This is a genomic window from Rhodoferax sp. OV413 (assembly GCF_900104385.1).
Classification (GTDB): domain Bacteria; phylum Pseudomonadota; class Gammaproteobacteria; order Burkholderiales; family Burkholderiaceae_C; genus Rhodoferax_B.
Genome location: NZ_FNJA01000001.1, coordinates 1,082,747 through 1,102,183 on the forward strand (window position 1 = coordinate 1,082,747; position 19,437 = coordinate 1,102,183).

The window sequence follows — 19,437 nt, forward strand, 5'->3', positions numbered from 1 at the left end:
TAATTTTCTAAAAAAATTAAAAATCGAATTTCACTTCAAGGTAAACCCTTAGAAATGACCAAAAATGGTCAAAAAACCTGCTGCCAAGGGCCTGCAGTTTCTCTAGAGTGGCGGTTTGTTTTTCCCTGTCCATTCCCGATTACCACCACCATAACGGAGACTTCCCATGAGCCGCAGCATCCCTTTCTCGATCAACCGCATCAGCGCCCCACGCATTCCCTTCGCCGACTTCACCGCGCTGGTGAAGCGCCTGGGCGTGCAGGCCATCGAGATCCGCAACGACCTGCCCGAGGCCGAGATGGTCAATGGCGCCAAGGCTGCCGACATCGGTGCCGCAGCCATTGCCCAGGGCCTGACCATCCGCTCGATCAACGCACTGCAGCGCTTTGAACAATTCGACGCCAAACGCCTGCAGGAAGCCACAGACATGATCGCCTACGCCGTGGCCTGCGGCGCCGAAGCCCTGGTGCTCTGCCCCACCAACGACCTGCGCGACAAGCGCACACCCAACCAGCGCCACCTGGACCTGGTGCACGCCCTGACTCAGCTCAAGCCGCTGCTGGATGCTGCCGGCCTGGTCGGCCTGGTTGAGCCGCTGGGCTTCGAAGAATGCGCTGTGCGTCGCAAGTCGCAGGCTGTGCGCGCCATCCGTGAAATCGGCGGCGAGGACACCTTCAAGCTAGTGCACGACACCTTCCACCACCACCTGGCGGGCGAAGGCCTGTTCTTCCCCGAGCTGACCGGTCTGATCCACATTTCTGGCGTGGAAGACACCGCCCTCACCCCCTCGCAAATGCGTGACAGCCACCGCGTGCTGGTCGGTGCGTCCGACCGCCTGGGCAATGCGGCCCAGCTCAACACCTTGCTGAACGCGGGCTACGCCGGCTATGTGTCGTTCGAGCCGTTTGCCGAAGAAATCGCCGCCGCCAAGGACATCGAGCAGCAGTTGGCCAGCAGCATGGCCTACCTGACCCAGGCAGTGGCAGCCGAGCACGAGAAAGATGCGCAGACAGCCTGAACTACAGTGTGGGGATGGCCGAAACACCCCCGCCGCGTAAAAAATCCAGCGCCCGCTTCATCGACATCGCGGCGCTGGCCCAGGTCAGCCCGGCCACCGTCAACCGGGTGCTGAACGACCGCGGCAGTGTGTCGGCAACTACCCGCGAGAAGGTGGTGCGCGCGGCGCAGCAGTTGGCGGTGCCGCGGCTGATGCCTGAGGTGCACCGTGGCCTGACCCGCATCGACGTGGTGCTGGCACGCAGCCAGACCCCGTTCTTCCAGCGCATGGACCTGGCCTTGCAGCGCTTCATGCAGCTGCTGGACCGGCGCATCGTGGTGCACCGCCACAGCTTTGCGCCCGGCGACGACGAGCGCACGGCAGACTTCATCCGCCGCCCGCCACACCCGCGCCACGGCCTGCTGCTGGCGGTGCACGACACACCGGTGCTGCGCGCCGCGGTGCAGCAGGTGAGCCAGCAAGGCGTGCCGGTGGTGACCTTAATGAGCGACATCAGCGATGTGCTGCGCCTGCACTATGCGGGCATCGACAACCTGCACGCCGGCCGCACCGCCGGGCATTTCATGGGCAGGCTTGCCGCCACAAAAAAAGGCACCGGCGGGCGGCTGCTGGTGCTGACCAACGACCTGCATTTCCGCGCCCACCGCGACCGCACGGCCGGCTTTCTGGATGCGGTGCAAGAGAAATTCCCCGCCCTCGCCTGCCTGCCCATCACCCCTTGTTTTGACGACCCCGACCAGGTGTTCCAGGCGGTGGACGCGGCGCTGAAGCAAGGCGATCTGGCCGGCATCTACCACAGCGGCGCCGGCTCGGCTGGCATCCACCAGGCGCTGCAGCGCCACGGCTGCGCGGGCCAGGTGGTGTGGATTGGGCACGAACTGTCGGACGAGCACCGCCGCTGGCTCAAGCTGGGCGGGATGGATTTGGTGATCGACCAGGACCCGGATGGCCAGGTGCTGTCGGGCATGCAGCACCTGCTGTTTGAGAACAAATGGCTGCAGCAGAAACCGCCGGCCGGGCCCAACGAATTTCGCCTGTTCTGCGCCGAAAACCTGCCGAGCCAGCCGTATCTGCCGCGTGCGGCTTTGCTATTGGATAAATAGCTGCTGGCGAATAAACGCCTTACCATAGGCGGCACAACGCGCAACCATATTTCAGCCATGCAGCACCATATCAAATCAAGTTTGAACGAAGCCCATGCGGCGCTCACGGCACTCCTGCGTAACCCCATCGCTCTCGCAAGCATTGAGGATGCCGCGAAACTACTCATCAACGTGTTCGAGAACAAGGGGCGTGTCTATTCGTGCGGCAACGGAGGCTCGATGTGCGATGCCATGCACTTTGCCGAAGAACTAACTGGCCGCTATCGCCACGATCGCCCGGGCTTGGCCGCGACGGCTATCAGTGACGCAGGACACATGACTTGCGTGGGCAACGATATGGGCTATGAGCAAGTTTTTTCTCGTTATGTGGAGGCACATGGGCGGCCAGGCGACTGCCTACTGGCACTCAGCACCAGCGGCACAAGCAAGAACATCATCCGCGCCGCTGCCGCCGCACAGGCGCTGGGTATGAAAGTCATCATCCTCAGCGGCAAGCGCAGCGAAGCTTTGGAAGCGCTGAGCACGGTGTATATCTGCACCCCAGGCGGCGCCTTTGCGGACCGAGTACAAGAACTGCACATCAAGGTCCTGCATATCCTTATCGAATTGATCGAACGAAGCCTGTTCCCTAAGAACTACCTTTTGTCATAAAAAATATAGCGCCTCGCGCAGGTAGATACTGCGTCAGAGGCCTTTTCTCTTTAAGAAACCGTGGCTTCCGGCGAAGTTGACTGGTAGGGCAATTCCAGCGTGTAGGACCCCACTGGTGGCATGCTCAGCGTGGCGGACGAACACCTTGCCAGCCTGAACCCCGAAGCCCGTCTGTTCATGCACGGACAGGAGCTGAACCCCGAGTCCTACGCCATATGCAAGACTGACATGCTCATCAAGGAGCAAACCGTCGGCAACAGTATCCAGGGCAACACCTTGTCCAACGACGGTTTGCACGGCAAGCACTTCGACTACGCGCTCTCGAACCCACCACTTCGGCGTGGAGTGGAAGAAGATCGAGAAAGACAGCCGCGCCTTGCAAGAGAAGCAAACCGCCTACATGGCCGAGCTGATCGAGAAGCTGAACGACCTGTTTAGCACCGACACCAGCGAGCAGGACCAGCTGAGCTGTGTCAACAGTACGATTTTTGGCAAGGTGGCAGAGTTGCAAAAGCTGCAGCTGCAGGCCAGCAACAACAGCAAGGAGCAGTTTGCCACCTCGCCCGACCTGCCCCATGAGCTGCAGAACGCCATCATGGAGTCCTTCGACGCCCACACTTCCATGAGCACCCGGGCGCTGAACTCGCCCATCGTGCTGCGCGGCATGCTGGACGTTTTGCTGAACTACTCGGGACTGCACGAGGCGCTGCGGGCGCGGGCTGCGTAAGAGTGCGCCAAAGACTGCTCCGGCTGCTCCAGCCCCAGTGACTGCAACAGCAACCGCCTGCCGGACCCAATGAATTTCGCCTGTTCTGCGCCGAAAACCTGCCGAGCCAGCCTTACTTGCCTACGATCCACATATCCGAAAAACTATCAAAACAATAGCAGCTAACGCAGAATCCATAAGCACCAAAGACCAATCCGAACATCAACCCTGGGTGCCAAAGGCCGCATCAGACAGCGTCTGCTGGCGGCGAAACTCCATCGGCGTACACCCCGCCTCGCGCTTGAAGAACTTCACAAAATTGGCCAGATCATTGAAGCCAATATCCTCGGAAATACGCGAAACCGATAGCCCCGTATGCGCCAACATGCGCTTGGCTTCCAAGATGACCCGGGCGGAGATGAGCACCTTCGGGTTGACACCCGCCACCTCCATGGACGCACGCGCCAGGCTTTTCTCAGAACAAGCCAGTTGATCGGCGTATTTGGCGATCTGGTGCCAGTGCGCAAAGTTCTTTTCCAATAGCTGCTCAAAGTCTTTGAACCGCTGGAATACGCGGCTGAGGGGCGCAGCTTGCACCGCCTGCCGCTCGTGAATAATTCGAATCCGCATCAGCAGCGCATAGAGTTGATGGCGCAGCAAGGCATGCGCATGCTGTAGCGCCGCACTGATTCCGGCATCCTCGTGCATCTGCGCTATGGCATTGGTGATGGCGCGTATTTCTCCGTCGCCCACAGTCAGATGAACCGGCAGTCCATCGAGGCCGCCAAGCGCTGTCAAATCTGGCGCCGTGGAAGACGACGTCCAGAGAAATTCTGAGCGGAACAGCACCATCCATCCGTCCCAATTCTCCTTTGGCCCAAAGCTGTGGGCCTTTCCAGGGGGCAACACGAGCAACGAGCCCGGTTGGCAATGCAGCGACTCGAAATCGACCACATGGGTGCACTCTCCTTCCGAGACAAATATCAAAGTCGGAAAGGCGTAGCGATGGGTTGAACTGAGCACCGGGGTGCCAAACCGCCGACGGAGATCGGACACGAAAAATATCTCCAGATCGAGCTTGTAGCTTCCCCCCGGCTGGTAACGGAGATGCGGGATGTCGGTGCCCGGTTGGCTTTTCCTCGTCATGGTTGCCTTATCAACAAGTAGATAAGCCCAAACCCCAGTATGTCTTGAATATACAGTTTTCAGCCTATTTCCTACCGTGATTTACGAAAGCAACTGTCTAATAATTACCGCTCCAATCCACGAACCATGCCGCGCCGTATGTTCTCTTTGCCGTCACGGCCTTGCAGAACTGCCCGCGGTGCTGGCGCCACAGCCCTTCTCAACACTTCCATCAAGAAAAACCCATGCTCAACATCCAGACTGCAAAAACCTACATCCAAGCCGCCCAGACAGGCGATCAAGCCACACTGGGCAGTGTCATTTCGCCCGACGTTGTCTGGCACCAGCCAGGAAACAACCAGTTCTCGGGCACACACCGCGGTATGGCTGCGGTAGGGGCCATGCTGGCCAAGATGATGGAAGTCTCCAAAGGAACGTTCACGATCGCAGCTGCCGACCAGTTCATGGCCAATGGCGACTGGGTGGCAATTACGCTCGAATTTTCGGGCCAACGCGATGGCATTGAGCTCAAGCAAGCGGGGGTAGACCTCCTCCGCATTGAAGGCGGCAAGATTGTCGAGGTTCGCCTTTTCTCCAGCGACCCAGCGCAAGAAGACACCTTCTGGGGACATTGAGGCGCAGGCGCGCGCCGCCTTGCTTTGCACACGGGCGACGCCCGAGGCATTCCGTGCGCATCTCCGCGTGGTTTCGCTCTCGCGGAGCGAGCCGATACCGCCTGTGCTGCCGCCCTATTTCGGCGAAACCGCCTGGCCGTTGGGCGTAGTGGTCTGGTAAGGCAGCTCAAGCATGTAGGCCAGGGCGATGAACAGGCTTTGCGCCAGGCCCATGGTGCTATTCAGCGAGCGGAAGCCGAAGGTAGAGTTGTCCTGCACCACCAGCGTCACCTGGGCCAGCTTGGCCAGCGGGCTCATGCGGCTGTCGGTGATGGCGATCAGGCGCGCGCCGCGCTCCTCGGCCATCTTGGCAACGTTGATGGTTTCCTCGGCATAGGGCGAGAACGAGATCGCCAGCATCACATCGCCCTTGCGCACCGAGCGCATCTGGCCCAGGTGCATGCTGCCCATGCCCGATACCAGGCCGACCCGCTTGTCGGTGTGCTGCAAGGCGTAGTCCAGGTACACCGCCACCGGGAACGAACGGCGCGATGCGGCGATCCAGATGCAGTCGCTCTCGGCCAGCAGGTCCACGGCCTTCTTGAAGGTCGGCCCGTGCAGGCTGGCCTGCAGCTCCTGCATGCCAGCAATGCTGCCGGACAGGAATTCGTTGGCGATCTGCACGCTGGACAGGCTGCCCGCGCCCGACTCGATCACGTCGCGGATGCGGGTCTTGTAGTTGCGCGCGGGCGCCAGCTGGCGCGACAGGCCTTCGCGGAAGATGGCCTGCATTTCCGAGAAGCCGCTAAAGCCGAAATGCTTGGCAAACCGCACCACCGCCGAGGGCTGCACGCCGCACTGCGTGGCCACCTGCTGGATGCCGTCCAACCCGATGTGGTGGCGGTTCTGCTCCACATAGCGGGCAATCACCTTGAGCTGCTTGCTCAGCGCGTCGTATTCGCCAGTGATGCGCTTGATCAGCTGGTCGACGCTGGTTTTAGGGTCCTTGTCAGCGGGCATGGTGGCCTCGGTTCTGTAAACGGGCCATCTTAATCGCGGGGAAGTAATAAATTTTCATAGACAAATAAAAATAGAAATTTTTTGTTATTTTGAGACAGCTCTTCTTATAATTAAATTCTATTTTTGAGAAGCCACACACCCATGCAAACCCCCGATAGTAAGTCCACTACGCCCAGCGCGGCCATGGTCATCGTGGGGGCCGGCCATTGCGGTGGCCGTGCCGCCCATGCATTGCGCAGCGCCGGCTGGCAAGGCGCCATCCATTTGGTCGGCGACGAAGCCCATGCGCCCTACGAGCGTCCACCCCTGTCCAAAGACCTACTGACCGGCGACAAAACCGCTGACGCCTGCGCACTACTGTCGCCCGATGCCATGGCCGATCTGCAGATCACCCGGCATGTGGCACGGGTGACGGGCATCAACGCTGCGGCGCGCCAGGTCACGCTGTCCGATGGCCAGCAATTGCCGTACCAGTCGCTGCTGCTGGCCACCGGCGGCAAGGTGCGCACCCTGACCATCCCCGGCGGCGACCTGCCCGAGGTGCTGACCCTGCGCAACCTGGGCGACGCCGCGGCGCTGTCTACCCGCCTCGGCGCGGGCCAGCGCTTGCTGGTGGTGGGCGGCGGCTTCATCGGGCTGGAGGTCGCGGCCTCGGCGCGCAAGCTGGGCTGCGAAGTCACCGTGGTCGAAGGCGCGCCGCGCCTGATGGGCCGAGCCGTGCCCGAGCCGGTGGCCGAACGCGCGCTGGCCCTGCACCGAGAGCGCGGCGTGCGCGTGCTGTTGGGGGTGAACCCGGTCAGCATCAGCCGCACGGCCAACGGCATCAGCATGGCTTTGTCCGACGGCAGCAGTATCGAAGCGGACACGGTGCTGGCCGGCATCGGCATCGCGCCCGACCTGTCGCTCGCGCAGTCCGCCGGGCTGGCGGTGGCGCGTGGCGTGCTGGTCAACGCGCAGTTGCAGACCAGCCAGCCAGGCATCTTCGCGGCCGGTGACCTGGCCGAATTCCCCAGCGTGCTGTCGGGCCAGCTGGTGCGGCAGGAAACCTGGCACAACGCCGAAACCCAGGCCGCTATCGCCGCGCACAACATGCTGGGCGGCGCGGAGGCCTATGCATCGCTGCCCTGGTTCTGGTCCGACCAGTACGACCACCAGCTGCAGGTGATGGGCGAGCCCGCGCTGGCCGCCAGCAGCGCCACCCGCATGCTGGACGACGGTGGCCTGGTGATCTTCTACCTGGATGCAGCGAACCGCCTGGTCGGCGCCTGCGGCTGGGGCCAGAGCAGCCGCGTCGCCAAGGAACTGAAGCTGGCCCGTACCTTGGTGGAGCGCCGAATCACGGCCGCCCCCGATGTGCTGATCGACCCCGCCACCAAACTGAAAGCCTTGCTCAGCAATGACCGCTAATACCCACCTCTCTGTCGGTATCAACATCGACGGTGTGCTGCAGCACGACGGCCTGCCCACGCCCGACGCGGCCACCCGTTTTGCCTGGATACGCGACAGCGGCGCCTTCGACTACATCGAGAAGAACCACAACCCGGCGGAAGACTTCGCGCCCTACTTCGACCTGGTGGCCGAGTACGGCGTGCCCATCGGCGTGTTCGGTGGCATCTTCTGCGCCGGGCGCGACGAGGAACGCATGCGCTGGTGCCTGGCCAGCGGCGGCAAGCTCGGCGCAAAGCTGTGCAACATGCAGCTGTTTGCCCGCCACGCCGACGGCAGCGCTTTGAGCGACCAGCAGGTGGCAGACTTCTTTCTGGACGCCATGGCGCATGGCACACCCGCCCACTGCCTGCCCAGCCTGGAAGTGCACATCGACATGTGGAACGAGCAGTTTCACCGCGTCGAGCGCGTGGCCGAACTGCTGGCGCGCAGCCATGTGCCGCTGCGCATCACGCTCGACCATTCGCACCAGATATTCAAGATCAACAACCCGCAGGAACTGGCCCTCAGCGGCCTGGCGGATGCGCCGGACGGCGGCCACGCCGAGGTGCTGGCCTTGTACAAGCTGTGGCTGGAGTCGGGCTGGGTGGTGCATGCGCACACCCGTAGCGTCGCCACCAGCGTGCCGTACAACAAGGCCATGCAACGCGCGCCCGGCCTGCCAGGACGCGCCGTGCAGTACCCGTTCGTCCAGCCACCACCCGGCACTTTCCACAGCGCTTGGCGCGCAGAAGAACTGGAGCCCTGGAAGCAGGCCGTGCGCGACCTGCTGGCCTGGATGCAGGCCCACCCCGACCGCGCGCCGCAGCGCATCAGCTGCGAGTTCATCCCCTTCCCCGACTACGGTGGCGGCGGGCGCTATTCGATCTGGGACAACAACATCGCCTGTGCCAACTGGCTTCGCGAAGAGTGGAGCCAACTACAAAGCCGTGCACCGGCGGCTGCCATCGGCTAAACGCTGACAACCCAGGGCCGTTGGCGGCCCGGGCTGGGCACCGATAACCGCGCGTTATCGCGATGCCAAACCCGGCATCTTTCAGCCTCCACCCATGCCTTCTAGACTTCGCCGCTGCGAGCTGCTCGCAACCTCGAAAACAACTCTAGAGACATATTGTGAAAACCCCTCTGACCCCTTTCGCCCTGGTTATCGCCTCCGCCCTGGGCACGTTCCTGCCTGCAGCCCAAGCGCAGGAATTCCCCACCAAGCCGGTGCGCATCATCACGCCGTTCCCGGTGGGCAGCGGCCCCGAAGGCGTGGTGCGCCTGGTGGCCGACAAGCTGTCGCGCGCCTGGGGCAAGCCGGTGTTCGTCGAGAACAAGCCGGGCGGCAATGGTTTTATCGCCATCGACACCTTCAAGCGCGGCGCCACCGACGGGCATGACCTGATCCAGCTGGACAACGTGCATCTGTCGGCCTACCCGCATCTGTTCAAGAAGCTGCCCTACGATGCCAAGGCCGACTTCGAGCCGCTGCTGCCGCTGTTCAAGACCTATTTTTTCTTTGCCGTCGCCACCGACAGCAAGTACAAGACGGTGGGCGACATCGTGGCCGACGCCAAGGCCAACCCCGGCAAGCTGAACTACGGCTCCTGGTCGGTAGGCAACCCGGTGCACCTGGGCTCCGCGCTGTTTGAATCGGTCACCGCCACCGAAATGCAGCACGTGGTCTACAAGGAAACCACCATGCTGTACACCGGCGTGGCCAATGGCGAACTGTCGTTTGCGATGGGCACCAATGCCACGGCCGGCGCCATGTACCGCGCCGGCAAGCTGCGCTATGTGGGCGTGGCCGCACCGAAGCGCGTGGTGGGCTTCCCCAATGTGCCTACCGTGGCCGAGGCCGGTGGCCCCGCCAATTTCGAAGTCAGCGGCTGGACCGCCATCGCCGCACCCAAGGGCCTGCCCAAAGCAGTAGCCGACAAGATCCAGCACGACATTGAAAAGGCCCTGGCGGAGCCCGACGTGCGGGAGAAATACGCCTCCTTCGCCTACGAGCCCTTCACGCTGACGCGCGAGCAGTTCGGCCAGTACATCGCGTCCGAATCGACGCGCTATGGCGACATCATCCGAAAGGCCAAGGTCTCGCTGGACTGAGCAAGCGTTCCCGGGCCAGCGGGAACCCTGGCCTAGCTGCACCAGCACCTGCCCGCCTTCCACCTTGGCCGGGTAGGTCTTGAGGTTGACGCACACCGGCGCGTCCAGCGCAGACATTCCATGCGTTTCGTTCAGATTGCAATGAAACAGAACACTAACCCAAGTCCGTCTCGCGAGGTAGCAGAACGGAAACTTCGGTGGTATTGCTGTCGTCAGATACAGAAAGGCCAATGCTGCCCTGCTGCGCCTCGATCAAAAGTTTGGCCGAATAGGTACCCAAGCCCGTACCAGAAGGCTTGCCCAAAGTCACGAACTTATCGAAGAAGCGGTCGCGAATAGCCATCGGCACCGCACCGGAGTTGCGGATCACGATGCGCAGAGGGCTCTCGTCGAAAAGCCGCACCGAAATCTTCGATGAGGCCGGCGCCGCCTCGCACGCGTTCTTCAACAAGTTCTGAAACGCCGAGTAGCACAGGGTGACATCACCGAGCGCCGCGGGCATTTCAGCCCCCACCGGCACATCGGTGTCTACCGAGATCGACAAGCCCTTCTCGGCAAATGTCACACGGTCCATCTCGGCAATGCGCCGTAGCAATTCACCGATGCGCACAGGTGCGGCGCGCAGCACAAAGCGGCCGGTTTCGATTTTGTAGAGTTCGGACGACAGGTTCACCATGTTCAGCACCTGCATTACGCTTTCTTCCACGAGGCGCAACTGTTCGACCTGACGACGACCGATCGAGTCGTCTTCGACGATTGCCTGAACCAGCCCCAGCACGCCCGCCAAGGGCGCCTTGAGGTCGTGGCGCGTGATGCGTTCCACGTCCTCGCGCAGTTGCGCGCCTTCGACCATGCTGTCGTATTCGGCCTGCAGATCCCGGCGCAGCTGCACGTAGCGCATGAAGTTGCGCACGCGGAGCTTGAGGGTCTCCGGGTCAATGGGCTTGGTGATGTAGTCAACCGCGCCCAGATCCAGCCCTTTGAGGCGCGCATCCGCCGAGACCATGGCAGTCACAAAAATAATCGGAACGGCCTGCGCGTTGGGGTGCTGGCGCATGGCCTTGGCGACTTCGAAGCCGTCCATATGCGGCATCATGACGTCCAGCAGCACCAGATCCGGTGGATTGTCGGAAGTCGCAAGCTCCAGGGCCTTGGCGCCTGTCTGCGCCAAGCGCACGCGGTACTCACCTTTGAACAAATGCGACAGCAGCAACAAATTGTCCTGGGTATCGTCCACGATGAGGATGGTCAGACGCGCATCTTCTGGCGGTGCCACGGGCTGGGCTGCTCGCGAGGCGCGTGGCACGGAGGTGTCCACTCCGTCATCCAGGAACTGACCCGGTGCCATACACCCCGGCTTGCGCGGCTTCCAGGCCAGGGCGTTCTCCAGCCGGATCGCAAGCTTATTGGAGGTATACGGCTTGAGCAGCATGGACGAAATTCCGTATGCAATGGCCTCTTCGACTTTTCTTCGCTCAGCTTCTGCGGTGATCAAGATGAACGGGATGGCGAATAGCTTCTCATCTGCACGCATGGCCTGCAGCAGCTCGATGCCGGACATCACCGGCATGTTCCAGTCAGAAAGCACTACGTCAAAGGGGTGGTTCTTGAGTGTGCGCAAGGCCTCGGCACCATTCTTGGCGGACTGGATGTGCTCAACGCCCAATTGGCGTAACTGGTTGATCGTGACCTTGCGCATGGGCTCGAAATCGTCCACCACCAGACAGCGCACGCCTTGGCCAATGGAGGGTTCATTGGGCTTTCCGAAGATGCTCATGCCTGGACTCCTGCATATATTTCTGAGGCAACTGCGTCCCCCGCCGCCTGGGCACCGGGTTGCGCCGTACGCTGGAACCGCTCCAGGCTCACGGAAACGATCGGCACCAGTTCGTCCAGGAGTTGCCGTTGGTCGGGAGTCAGCGGATGACTTACTGCGAGTTCGATGATGGCTGCTACGTCGCCGGCACGTTTCACGGGCAGCAATAGGATGGCCGCTGGGGCGCCGCTGCCCAGCCCGGAGCGGATGCGCAAATAGCCGTCGCCCGGCTGCTCCACCTGCACCGTCTCGCCGGTGGCGACGCACCGGTCCACCAAACTCAGCGTGGAGGGGAATTCCGTGAGCGTTTCCGCTGCGGTGGCACCGCCCCCCGCGTAATGCGCCTGCGCGACAACGCCGCGCACCGGGTGGACAGTCGCAAAAAGTGCTTGCCCCAGCGGTATGTGGTGTGCAATTTCACACAGCACGGTCTGCGCGAACTGGGGCAATGCATCGGTTTGCTGAAGCGCCAGCAGCAGTTCCGAGACAGCTTTGCGGCGTGCTGCCTCACGCGACATGATCGCCTGGCTGTCGCGCAAAGCTTCGGCATCGATGCGGTGCAGCAGCACTTCACGGCGCAGGCGTCGCGCCCAGAACAACATCGCTAGCACCAGGCCCGCAACAGCTGAGGCCAGCGGAATACCCCAGCGGGACCAGATCGCAAGCAGTTGGGCGCGCGGATCGAAGGATGCCGAGAACATCTGGTACTCGACCAGCGAGATGCCGTAGTTCTTTCGCCAGGAGAGGTCCAGGCGCGAGCCTATACGGCGGCTGGTCGCAAAATACTTTGCCAGCGCATCGCGCAGGTCAGCGGCGTCGAGGCTGGTACCCCAGCCCACCTCGGTGGTTTCACCCACCGTAAACAACAGGTCCAGATTCTGAGGATCGTCACGTACCCACCGGAACGCGGATTCCGCAGCGATCACGCTGAAGTCCGCCTTCCGCTCTGCCACACGCCCTATGCTTTGCGCCGTGGGTGCGGTCTGGATCACGACGGTACGCTCCTGCGGCAGCGAGGTATTCAGCTCGCGCAGCCAGGTCTCGTAGGCCGTCCCGGCCTGCACTGCGGCAACATGTCCGCCCAGGTCTTCCGGCCGCTGCAGCGCGCTGCGCAGATCAGGCCGTGCGACCACAACGCTGCGCGTCATGAAGTACGGCACCAGCCCCATCTTCTTCTTGCGCCAGGGGGTCATATGCAGGTCGTTCGGATAGAGGTCGCACTGGCCGCTGGCGAGCAAGGCCGGTTCGTAGGTCCCATCAATCACCGTCACGCCCTGCTCATTCTGGAACTGCTGGTCCCAACCGGCGAGGGCGGTGGTCTTGGCGCGCACGCCGAGAGCGCGCGCGAACTCTTCGCCATTGATTCGGTAGAAGTCTGCGCTGGAACCTGCCACACAAATGCGCAGTTCACCGCTGCGCTGAATATCGACCAAGGTACGGCCTTGCGCTTGCAGGGCAATACCAGACAGCAGGAGCATTACGACCCGGCTCCCCCACCAGGAAAGTAGAGCGCAATTCATGGCGACGCCGATGCGTGCAGAGCGTCGAATTTCTGCAACGCCGCGTCAAAGTCGATGTTCTCGATAGCCCGGGCCACTGGAGACAAAGCATCCGCCAAGGGGTCACCGTCTGCAGTCAGCTGCTCCAATACGAAATCCATCAGATCACTGGCCTCGGCATCGTTGACCAGCAGCAGCTCGCGCAGCTGCGCGAGCAGGGTCAGCGTCTGGGGACTGCGCTCGGACACTGAAGCCATCCGTACCGCCGGTTTTTTTGCAGGCGCCACCTCTGCCCCCAAGACCTGTAGCGCGGTCACAAGGGGCTGCAGTTGTGCGACTACTTCCGCCAGCAGGCTTTCGAGCACATTTTCGGAGGCGTCTTCCAGGCAGGCGTTCTCCAGCCTGCCTGCGGCCTGGGCCACGCCGGTAGCACCAATGGTTCCCGCCGATCCTCTGAGAGTGTGCGCGCACCGCATCGCAGCGGATGGGTCACTATCCTGGCGCGCCTGCGCAAAGGTTTGTGCAAAGTTGTCATGCGCGGAGGCGAACCTGTCCAGCAGCCGCCGATAGAGAGCCACGTCATGCTCCACCCGCGCCAGGCCTTGCTCCATGTCAATGCCCGGGATGCTTGCAAGCCCCGGCGACGCCAGCGGTTCGGCGGCAACCGCAGCGGGCGCCGCCGTGTGCGCCGCAGGCTTGATCCACCGCGCCATACAGGCAAACATGTCGTTCAGCCGCAATGGTTTGGCAATATGGTCCACCATGCCAGCCGCCAAAACCTTCTCGCGGTCGCCCGCCATGGCGTTGGCTGTCATCGCGATGATCGGAAGGTCTTGGAACTGCGGTAGCGAGCGCAGGTGCCGCGTCGCGACGTAGCCGTCCATCACAGGCATCTGGCAATCCATGAGGACGCCATCGAACCGGGGATCGCTGTTGAGTATGTCCAGGGCCTCCTGCCCATTGGTGGCCAGCGCGGTCTCGATACCTGCCTGCTGCAGCAGGTCCAGAGCCAGCTCTTGGTTCAAGTCGTTGTCTTCCACCAGCAGCACGCGGGCGCCGCGCAGCTGTTCGCGGTGGTCCTGCTGGCCCAGTGCCTTCGATTCGGAGCGGCTGGTCGCAATGCGCCCCTTGCCAAGCGCTTCGCCAATGGCTTCGAGCAGGGTCGAGGGGGTGACAGGCTTGGTCAGCACTGCCTTCAAGTGCGCTCCATTGGTTTGCGCCTCCATCAGCGCCTCGTCACGCCCGAAGGCTGTCACCATGATCACCGCAGGGGCGGAGCCTCCCTTGAGCGACTGCATGCGCCGCACGGTCTCTACACCGTCCATTGTCGGCATCTTCCAGTCCATCAACACCAGGTCGAACGGCAGCTGCTGTGCATACGCCTCTTGCACCATGCGCAGCCCCTGAGCGCCGTCACGTGCCACGTCGACCTCCAACCCGAACCGCTGCGCCATGGTCGACAGGATTTCGCGCGCCGCAGCGTTGTCGTCGACCACCAACACGCGCAGCCCCATCAGTTCTTCGGCTTGGAACATGCGCCGCGGCATGGGCTCGGCCTGCAAACCGAAACGGGCGTGAAAATGGAACGTAGAGCCAGCGCCTGGTGTGCTTTCCACCCAAATGTGTCCCTGCATCAACTCCACCAAAGTGCGCGAAATCGCCAGGCCCAGCCCCGTGCCACCGTACTTGCGTGTAGTGGATCCATCAGCCTGGCTGAAAGACTGGAACATCCTGGCGCATTGCTCCGGCGTCATGCCGATACCCGTGTCTTGGACCCAGAAATGCAACTCCACTGCCCCCGGCTGCTGGCCCACCGTTTCGACTCCCAGGATGACGTCACCGCGCTCTGTGAACTTAACCGCGTTGCTGCACAGATTGACCAGTACCTGCCCCAGGCGCAGCGGGTCTCCAACCAGTGCGGTCGGCACATCGGCCACGCAATTGAACAGCAGCTCCAGGCCCTTGTCCTCCGCCTTCATCGCCACCAGGCTGGTCAGGTGGTCCAGCACGTCCTCAAGCCGGAAATCGATCTGCTCCACGGACATCTTGCCCGCCTCGATCTTGGAGAAATCAAGGATATCGTTGATGATGCCCAGCAGGCTTTCAGCGGAGCGATTCACCTTTTCGATGTAGTTGCGCTGCCTCTTGTCCAGTTGGGTCTGCAGCGCCAAGTGCGACATGCCGATGATGGCGTTCATGGGCGTGCGGATCTCGTGGCTCATGTTGGCCAGGAACTCGCTCTTGGCGCGCGTGGCGTCTTCGGCAGCCTCCTTGGCACGGTGCATGTCGTCCTGCAGCTGCTTGCGGTCGGTGATGTCCTGGTGGATACCGACGAAACGCAGTGCCCGGTTCTGCGCATCACGCTCCGTGGCGCGGCCCAGCGAGAGAATCCAGCGCCATTCGCCAGAGCGGGACTGCATCCGGAACTGGGCATGGAAATCCCCTGCACCCGGGTCGTTGATGCAATGCTCGAAACGGCTGCGCGCCTCGGCGTTGTCGTCCGGGTGCAGCAAGCGTTCCCAGGCGCGGGCCGCCCCCCCGTTTTCGATGATTTCCTCCAGCGTGTAGCCCAGCATTTCCGCCCAGATGGCATTGACCTCGCTGGTGCCTGTGGCCACATCCCAGTCCCACAGGCCCAGATTTCCACCGCGCAGCGCGAAGCTCAAGCGTTGCTCGGTGGCGCGCAGCCGGGTCACATCACGCACCGCCGCGCACACACATATTCCGTTATCTCCCAGCTCGGGCAAGCGCGACAGGCCCACGTCGATGGGGAATTCGCTGCCGTCCTTGCGTCGCCCAGATAGCTCGTTATTGCGCACCGCCATGGAGCGCGACCCGCCAGTCCCCATGAAGCCGTCGCGCAGAGCCGGATGGTTCGGGCGTACGCCATCGGGGACCAGCACCTCGATCAGTTGACCATTGAGTTCGCCGCTCGCGTAACCGAACATACGCTCCAACTGGGGGTTCACCATCGTGATACGCCCATGCGTGTCGGCCACCAGCATGCCGTCAGGCGACGAATCGAAGATGCCGTGGTACCAGGTCTCCGTGGCCTGGATAGCGGCCTTCTGCGCCGCAAGTTCCTCCGCCTGCTGCGCCAGAGTCTTGGCCTGGGCCTGGGTTTCTTCCAGCAGGCGCTGGGTCGCAACGCTGCGCTCGAGGATATGGAGATTGCCTGCCAGCACCGGCAACACCGCATCGAGCAGTGCCTGGCGCAGCCGGGTTGAGGGCTCCAGGCTGGCGATCTCGAGCACGCCCAGCAGGCCTCCCCCGCGCAGCAGCGGCAGCACGCTCACGGACCGGGGCGCGGCATCCCCCAGGGCCGAACCGATGCGCACGTAGTTTGCGGGTGGATCGGTCAAGGTGATGGGTACACCCTCCATCGCGCATTGGCCCACCAGGCCCTGCCCCAGTTGGATGTACTGCTCGAGCGATTTACGCTCGCGGTGTGCAAAGCCGGTGAGCAGACGCAACCTGCGGTGCTCCTTCTCGTAGATGTACAGCACGCCGTGGCCGACGCTTAACAAGGGGGCGACAATCGAGAAGAAAATCTGCGCCAGCTCAACGAACGAGGTGGCCGACTGCAGCTCGGTGGACACCGTGGCGGTGTGGGACTTGACCCAGCGCTGCTCCTCGAGTTCGCGTGCGCCGGTCTGCAGCACGGACACAGCACGCGCCAGGGCGCCCACATCATTCTGGTAACTGGTATGCGGGACTTCCTGCTGCAGGTCACCCGCCGCAATGCGCTCCACCGCCGAGCGCAGTTCCACGGCCGGAATGCGGATGGAGCGCGCGATCAGCCAGGCAAAGACAATGCTGAACAGCCCCCCCAGCCCCAGAATGGCGGCCGCCCAGAATTTGGTATCGGCCGCCAGATCCTGCACGGCCCGCAAGCTCGTGCGCGCACCTTCCTCCTTGGTGCTGGCCACGGCCTCCATAGCCTGGGCGACGGCTTCGCCGATCACCCCAAACTCGGGGCTGGACACGCGCTGGCGCGCCTCCTCCAGCCGGCCCTGCCGCGCCATTTGCAGCACCAGCCCCACATTCTCACGATAGGTCGCATAGCCCTGCTCGAAAGTCACGAGATTGCGCCGATTCTCTTCGCGGAAGATGCGTCCGCGCAGTTCCTCCACCTCTCGCAGCAATTCCGTATGCTCCCGCTCAAGCTGCCGCACCGCCTCGTCGCGCAGAGAAACGTCCGTGGTGAGAAGGGCCTGCCGCAGATGACGCCCCATGGTGGCGTAGTGGTACTGCACAGCGCGCGCGTTGGAGACGCCTTGCAGCTCCTTCTCGTACATGGTGTGGATTTCGCTGCTGACCTTGCCCAGCGCATGCACGCCCAAAGCCCCCAGGCCAATAGCCAGCAAAAGCACGACCGAGAAGGCCGCCACCAGCTTGTTGCGCAACGAAGAACGCTGCAGGTAATGCGTCAGTGCATGCATAGCTTGGGGTCCATTCATCTATTCAGTGTCAGCATTCATGATGGAGACAGCCCGGCTTTCACTGAGGGGCATCGAGCAGCCAGCGGCGTAGAAGCGCGCGCCTACACCAGAAAGCGTCCATCACCCTTGGCGACCTCCAGGCTCTTCTCTTTCTCGGCCATGTCCGCATCGCTATCGGCGAACTGCTGCGCAATGCGTTGGAATTCGGGCAACAGAGCCAGAAAGCTGTCGAGGATGTCGGGGTCGAAATGGCTACCCCGGCCGGCGCGCATGATGTCTACCGCCTTGTCGTGCGGCATGCCTTCTTTGTAGACACGCCGGCTGATCAGCGCGTCGTACACATCCGCCACCGCCATGATGCGTGCCGACAGCGGAATAGCCTCGCCCGCCAGCCCCTGCGGGTAGCCGCTGCCGTCCCACTTTTCCTGGTGGCCGTATGCGATCTCCTTGGCGTAACTCAGAAACTCCACCGGCATGCCCAGCGCATCCTCCGCATGCTGGATGGCATCGCGACCCAGGGTGGTGTGGGTTTTCATGATCTCGAACTCGTGCGGTTCGAAGCGCCCGGGCTTGAGCAGGATGCGGTCGGGGATGCCGACTTTTCCGATATCGTGCAAGGGGGCGGACTTGTACAGCATGTCAATCACGTGGTTATCGAGCTGCGCGTGAAATCGCGGGTGTTCCTTGAGTGCGTTGGCGAGTACCCGCACATAGTGCTGGGTACGGCGGATGTGGTTGCCGGTCTCGTTGTCGCGCGTCTCGGCCAGTGAAGCCATGGCGAGGATGGTGACGTCCTGGATGGCCGCCAATTCGCGCGTGCGCCGCTGCACTTCGGTTTCAAGAAACTGGTTCTGGTTGCGCAGAAAGTCGGCACCGGCCTTGGCCTGCAGCTGCGTGGCCACACGCGCCAGAACAATGGCGGGATTGATCGGTTTGGCTATGAAATCCGCCGCGCCCATTTCAAGTCCCTTCTTTTCATCATCGGTGCTCACCATTGCGGTCAGGAAGATGATGGGGATATCGCGCGTGACGGGCGATGCCTTGAGCTGCCGGCACACGTCATGGCCCGACAGGCCAGGCATCATCACGTCGAGAAGAATCAGGTCAGGGAAGAGCCCCCCTTGGATAATCTGAAGCGCCTTCTCGCCGGAACTGGTGATTTTGACCCGGTACTTGTCCTTGAGCAGGCCGGAGAGGAGCCAGAGATTGTCGGGGGAGTCATCTACTGCGAGGATCGTGGCACGGCTGGTCGTATCCATGGTGGTTGGCATGGGCTCCCCTGACAGGTGATTGATACGACATTGTGCATTTTTTGTAACAGATTCACACACAACGTCGCATGCGTTTCTCCACCCATTTGATGAACGCCACTGGCTTTGAAGCCTGCGTCCAGCCTGGGCAAAAGGCATTCCGGCTTCCCTCGCCTGCCCTGCTTAAATTACACAAAATAAGCCGCTAGCGCCTATACAAGCTTCGTCATACGCTATTTTTTATATAGCATCACAGCTACTTGCCCTTCGTTTCAGGCAAAGCCTCCGGGCAGCGATGCAGGCCAGGTGCAGCTGGGCTGCAGGGTGAGGCTCAGACCTGCAAAAAAACAGTATCACCTTCAATCTTGACCGGATAAGTCTTCAGATTGACGCAGACCGGCGCACCCAGCGCCCGGCCGTCGCGGATGTCGAAGCGGCCGTTGTGCTTGGGGCATTCGATCACGTGCTCCATCACCAGGCCGTCGGCCAGGTGCACTTTCTCGTGGGTGCAGAGCCCGTCGGTGGCGTAGACCTTGTCCTTGTAGCGGTACACCGCGTAGGTGTGGTTGTTGTGGTCGAAGCGCACCACGTCTTCGTCGTCAATATCGTCCAGTGCGCAAATCTCGGTCCAAGCGGTCATCTTTGTCTCCTTG

Annotated in this window: 16 protein-coding genes; 9 read left to right on the plus strand and 7 right to left on the minus strand. The window is 62.1% G+C overall.

Annotated features, from left to right (window positions below; translation table 11 throughout):
- The first annotated feature begins 166 nt into the window (after window positions 1-166).
- The 5 genes from BLT66_RS05000 to BLT66_RS27070 all read left to right on the plus strand — a co-directional run bounded on the left by BLT66_RS05000 (window position 167) and on the right by BLT66_RS27070 (window position 3,499).
- Window positions 167-1,018, plus strand: coding sequence for a TIM barrel protein (locus tag BLT66_RS05000; protein WP_092756282.1), 852 nt, complete (start codon window positions 167-169; stop codon window positions 1,016-1,018).
- A 14-nt stretch (window positions 1,019-1,032) separates the two neighbouring features.
- A complete protein-coding gene (locus BLT66_RS05005; protein WP_092756284.1) occupies window positions 1,033-2,121 on the plus strand; it encodes a LacI family DNA-binding transcriptional regulator in 1,089 nt (362 codons plus the stop codon).
- A 57-nt stretch (window positions 2,122-2,178) separates the two neighbouring features.
- On the plus strand, window positions 2,179-2,772 hold the full coding sequence (locus BLT66_RS05010; RefSeq protein ID WP_092756286.1) for an SIS domain-containing protein: 594 nt from the start codon (window positions 2,179-2,181) through the stop codon (window positions 2,770-2,772).
- A gap of 120 nt (window positions 2,773-2,892) precedes the next feature.
- Window positions 2,893-3,210: an N-6 DNA methylase gene (locus BLT66_RS27065; RefSeq protein ID WP_369821575.1), complete on the plus strand. Its 318-nt coding sequence runs from the start codon at window positions 2,893-2,895 to the stop codon at window positions 3,208-3,210.
- Window positions 3,113-3,499, plus strand: coding sequence for a hypothetical protein (locus tag BLT66_RS27070; RefSeq protein ID WP_255406822.1), 387 nt, complete (start codon window positions 3,113-3,115; stop codon window positions 3,497-3,499). The genes BLT66_RS27065 and BLT66_RS27070 overlap by 98 nt, the downstream gene beginning before the upstream one ends.
- Window positions 3,500-3,700: 201 nt before the next feature.
- Here the strand turns inward: BLT66_RS27070 and BLT66_RS05020 are convergent, their stop codons facing one another.
- A complete protein-coding gene (locus tag BLT66_RS05020) occupies window positions 3,701-4,624 on the minus strand; it encodes an AraC family transcriptional regulator (protein ID WP_092756288.1) in 924 nt (307 codons plus the stop codon).
- Between the two features lie 224 nt (window positions 4,625-4,848).
- Here BLT66_RS05020 and BLT66_RS05025 point away from each other — a divergent pair, with 224 nt between their 5' ends.
- A complete protein-coding gene (locus BLT66_RS05025; RefSeq protein WP_092756290.1) occupies window positions 4,849-5,238 on the plus strand; it encodes a nuclear transport factor 2 family protein in 390 nt (129 codons plus the stop codon).
- A 114-nt stretch (window positions 5,239-5,352) separates the two neighbouring features.
- Here BLT66_RS05025 and BLT66_RS05030 read toward each other — a convergent pair whose 3' ends face one another.
- Complete coding sequence (locus tag BLT66_RS05030) at window positions 5,353-6,237, minus strand: MurR/RpiR family transcriptional regulator (protein ID WP_092756292.1); 885 nt, start codon at window positions 6,235-6,237, stop codon at window positions 5,353-5,355.
- Window positions 6,238-6,378: 141 nt separating this feature from the next.
- Here BLT66_RS05030 and BLT66_RS05035 point away from each other — a divergent pair, with 141 nt between their 5' ends.
- The 3 genes from BLT66_RS05035 (at window position 6,379) to BLT66_RS05045 (ending at window position 9,777) form a co-directional block, all read left to right on the plus strand.
- Window positions 6,379-7,644: an NAD(P)/FAD-dependent oxidoreductase gene (locus tag BLT66_RS05035; protein WP_255406772.1), complete on the plus strand. Its 1,266-nt coding sequence runs from the start codon at window positions 6,379-6,381 to the stop codon at window positions 7,642-7,644.
- On the plus strand, window positions 7,634-8,638 hold the full coding sequence (locus BLT66_RS05040) for a xylose isomerase (RefSeq protein ID WP_092756294.1): 1,005 nt from the start codon (window positions 7,634-7,636) through the stop codon (window positions 8,636-8,638). Before BLT66_RS05035 ends, BLT66_RS05040 begins: the two co-directional genes overlap by 11 nt.
- Before the next feature lie 158 nt (window positions 8,639-8,796).
- Window positions 8,797-9,777, plus strand: a complete 981-nt coding sequence (locus BLT66_RS05045) for a Bug family tripartite tricarboxylate transporter substrate binding protein (protein WP_255406773.1) — start codon at window positions 8,797-8,799, stop codon at window positions 9,775-9,777.
- A 154-nt stretch (window positions 9,778-9,931) separates the two neighbouring features.
- Here the strand turns inward: BLT66_RS05045 and BLT66_RS05050 are convergent, their stop codons facing one another.
- The 5 genes from BLT66_RS05050 to BLT66_RS05070 form a co-directional block, all read right to left on the minus strand.
- Entirely contained in the window at window positions 9,932-11,554 is a 1,623-nt protein-coding gene (locus BLT66_RS05050; RefSeq protein WP_092756298.1) for an ATP-binding response regulator, read from the minus strand.
- On the minus strand, window positions 11,551-13,071 hold the full coding sequence (locus BLT66_RS05055; RefSeq protein WP_176954964.1) for a GAF domain-containing protein: 1,521 nt from the start codon (window positions 13,069-13,071) through the stop codon (window positions 11,551-11,553). The genes BLT66_RS05050 and BLT66_RS05055 overlap by 4 nt, the downstream gene beginning before the upstream one ends.
- 38 nt (window positions 13,072-13,109) lie before the next feature.
- Window positions 13,110-17,552 carry a response regulator gene (locus tag BLT66_RS05060; RefSeq protein ID WP_092756302.1) on the minus strand — a complete coding sequence of 1,481 codons (4,443 nt, stop codon included), beginning with the start codon at window positions 17,550-17,552 and terminating at the stop codon, window positions 13,110-13,112.
- Window positions 17,553-17,635: 83 nt separating this feature from the next.
- Entirely contained in the window at window positions 17,636-18,805 is a 1,170-nt protein-coding gene (locus BLT66_RS05065) for a response regulator (RefSeq protein ID WP_092756304.1), read from the minus strand.
- Window positions 18,806-19,115: 310 nt separating this feature from the next.
- On the minus strand, window positions 19,116-19,424 hold the full coding sequence (locus BLT66_RS05070; protein ID WP_092756306.1) for a MocE family 2Fe-2S type ferredoxin: 309 nt from the start codon (window positions 19,422-19,424) through the stop codon (window positions 19,116-19,118).
- Window positions 19,425-19,437 lie beyond the last annotated feature (13 nt).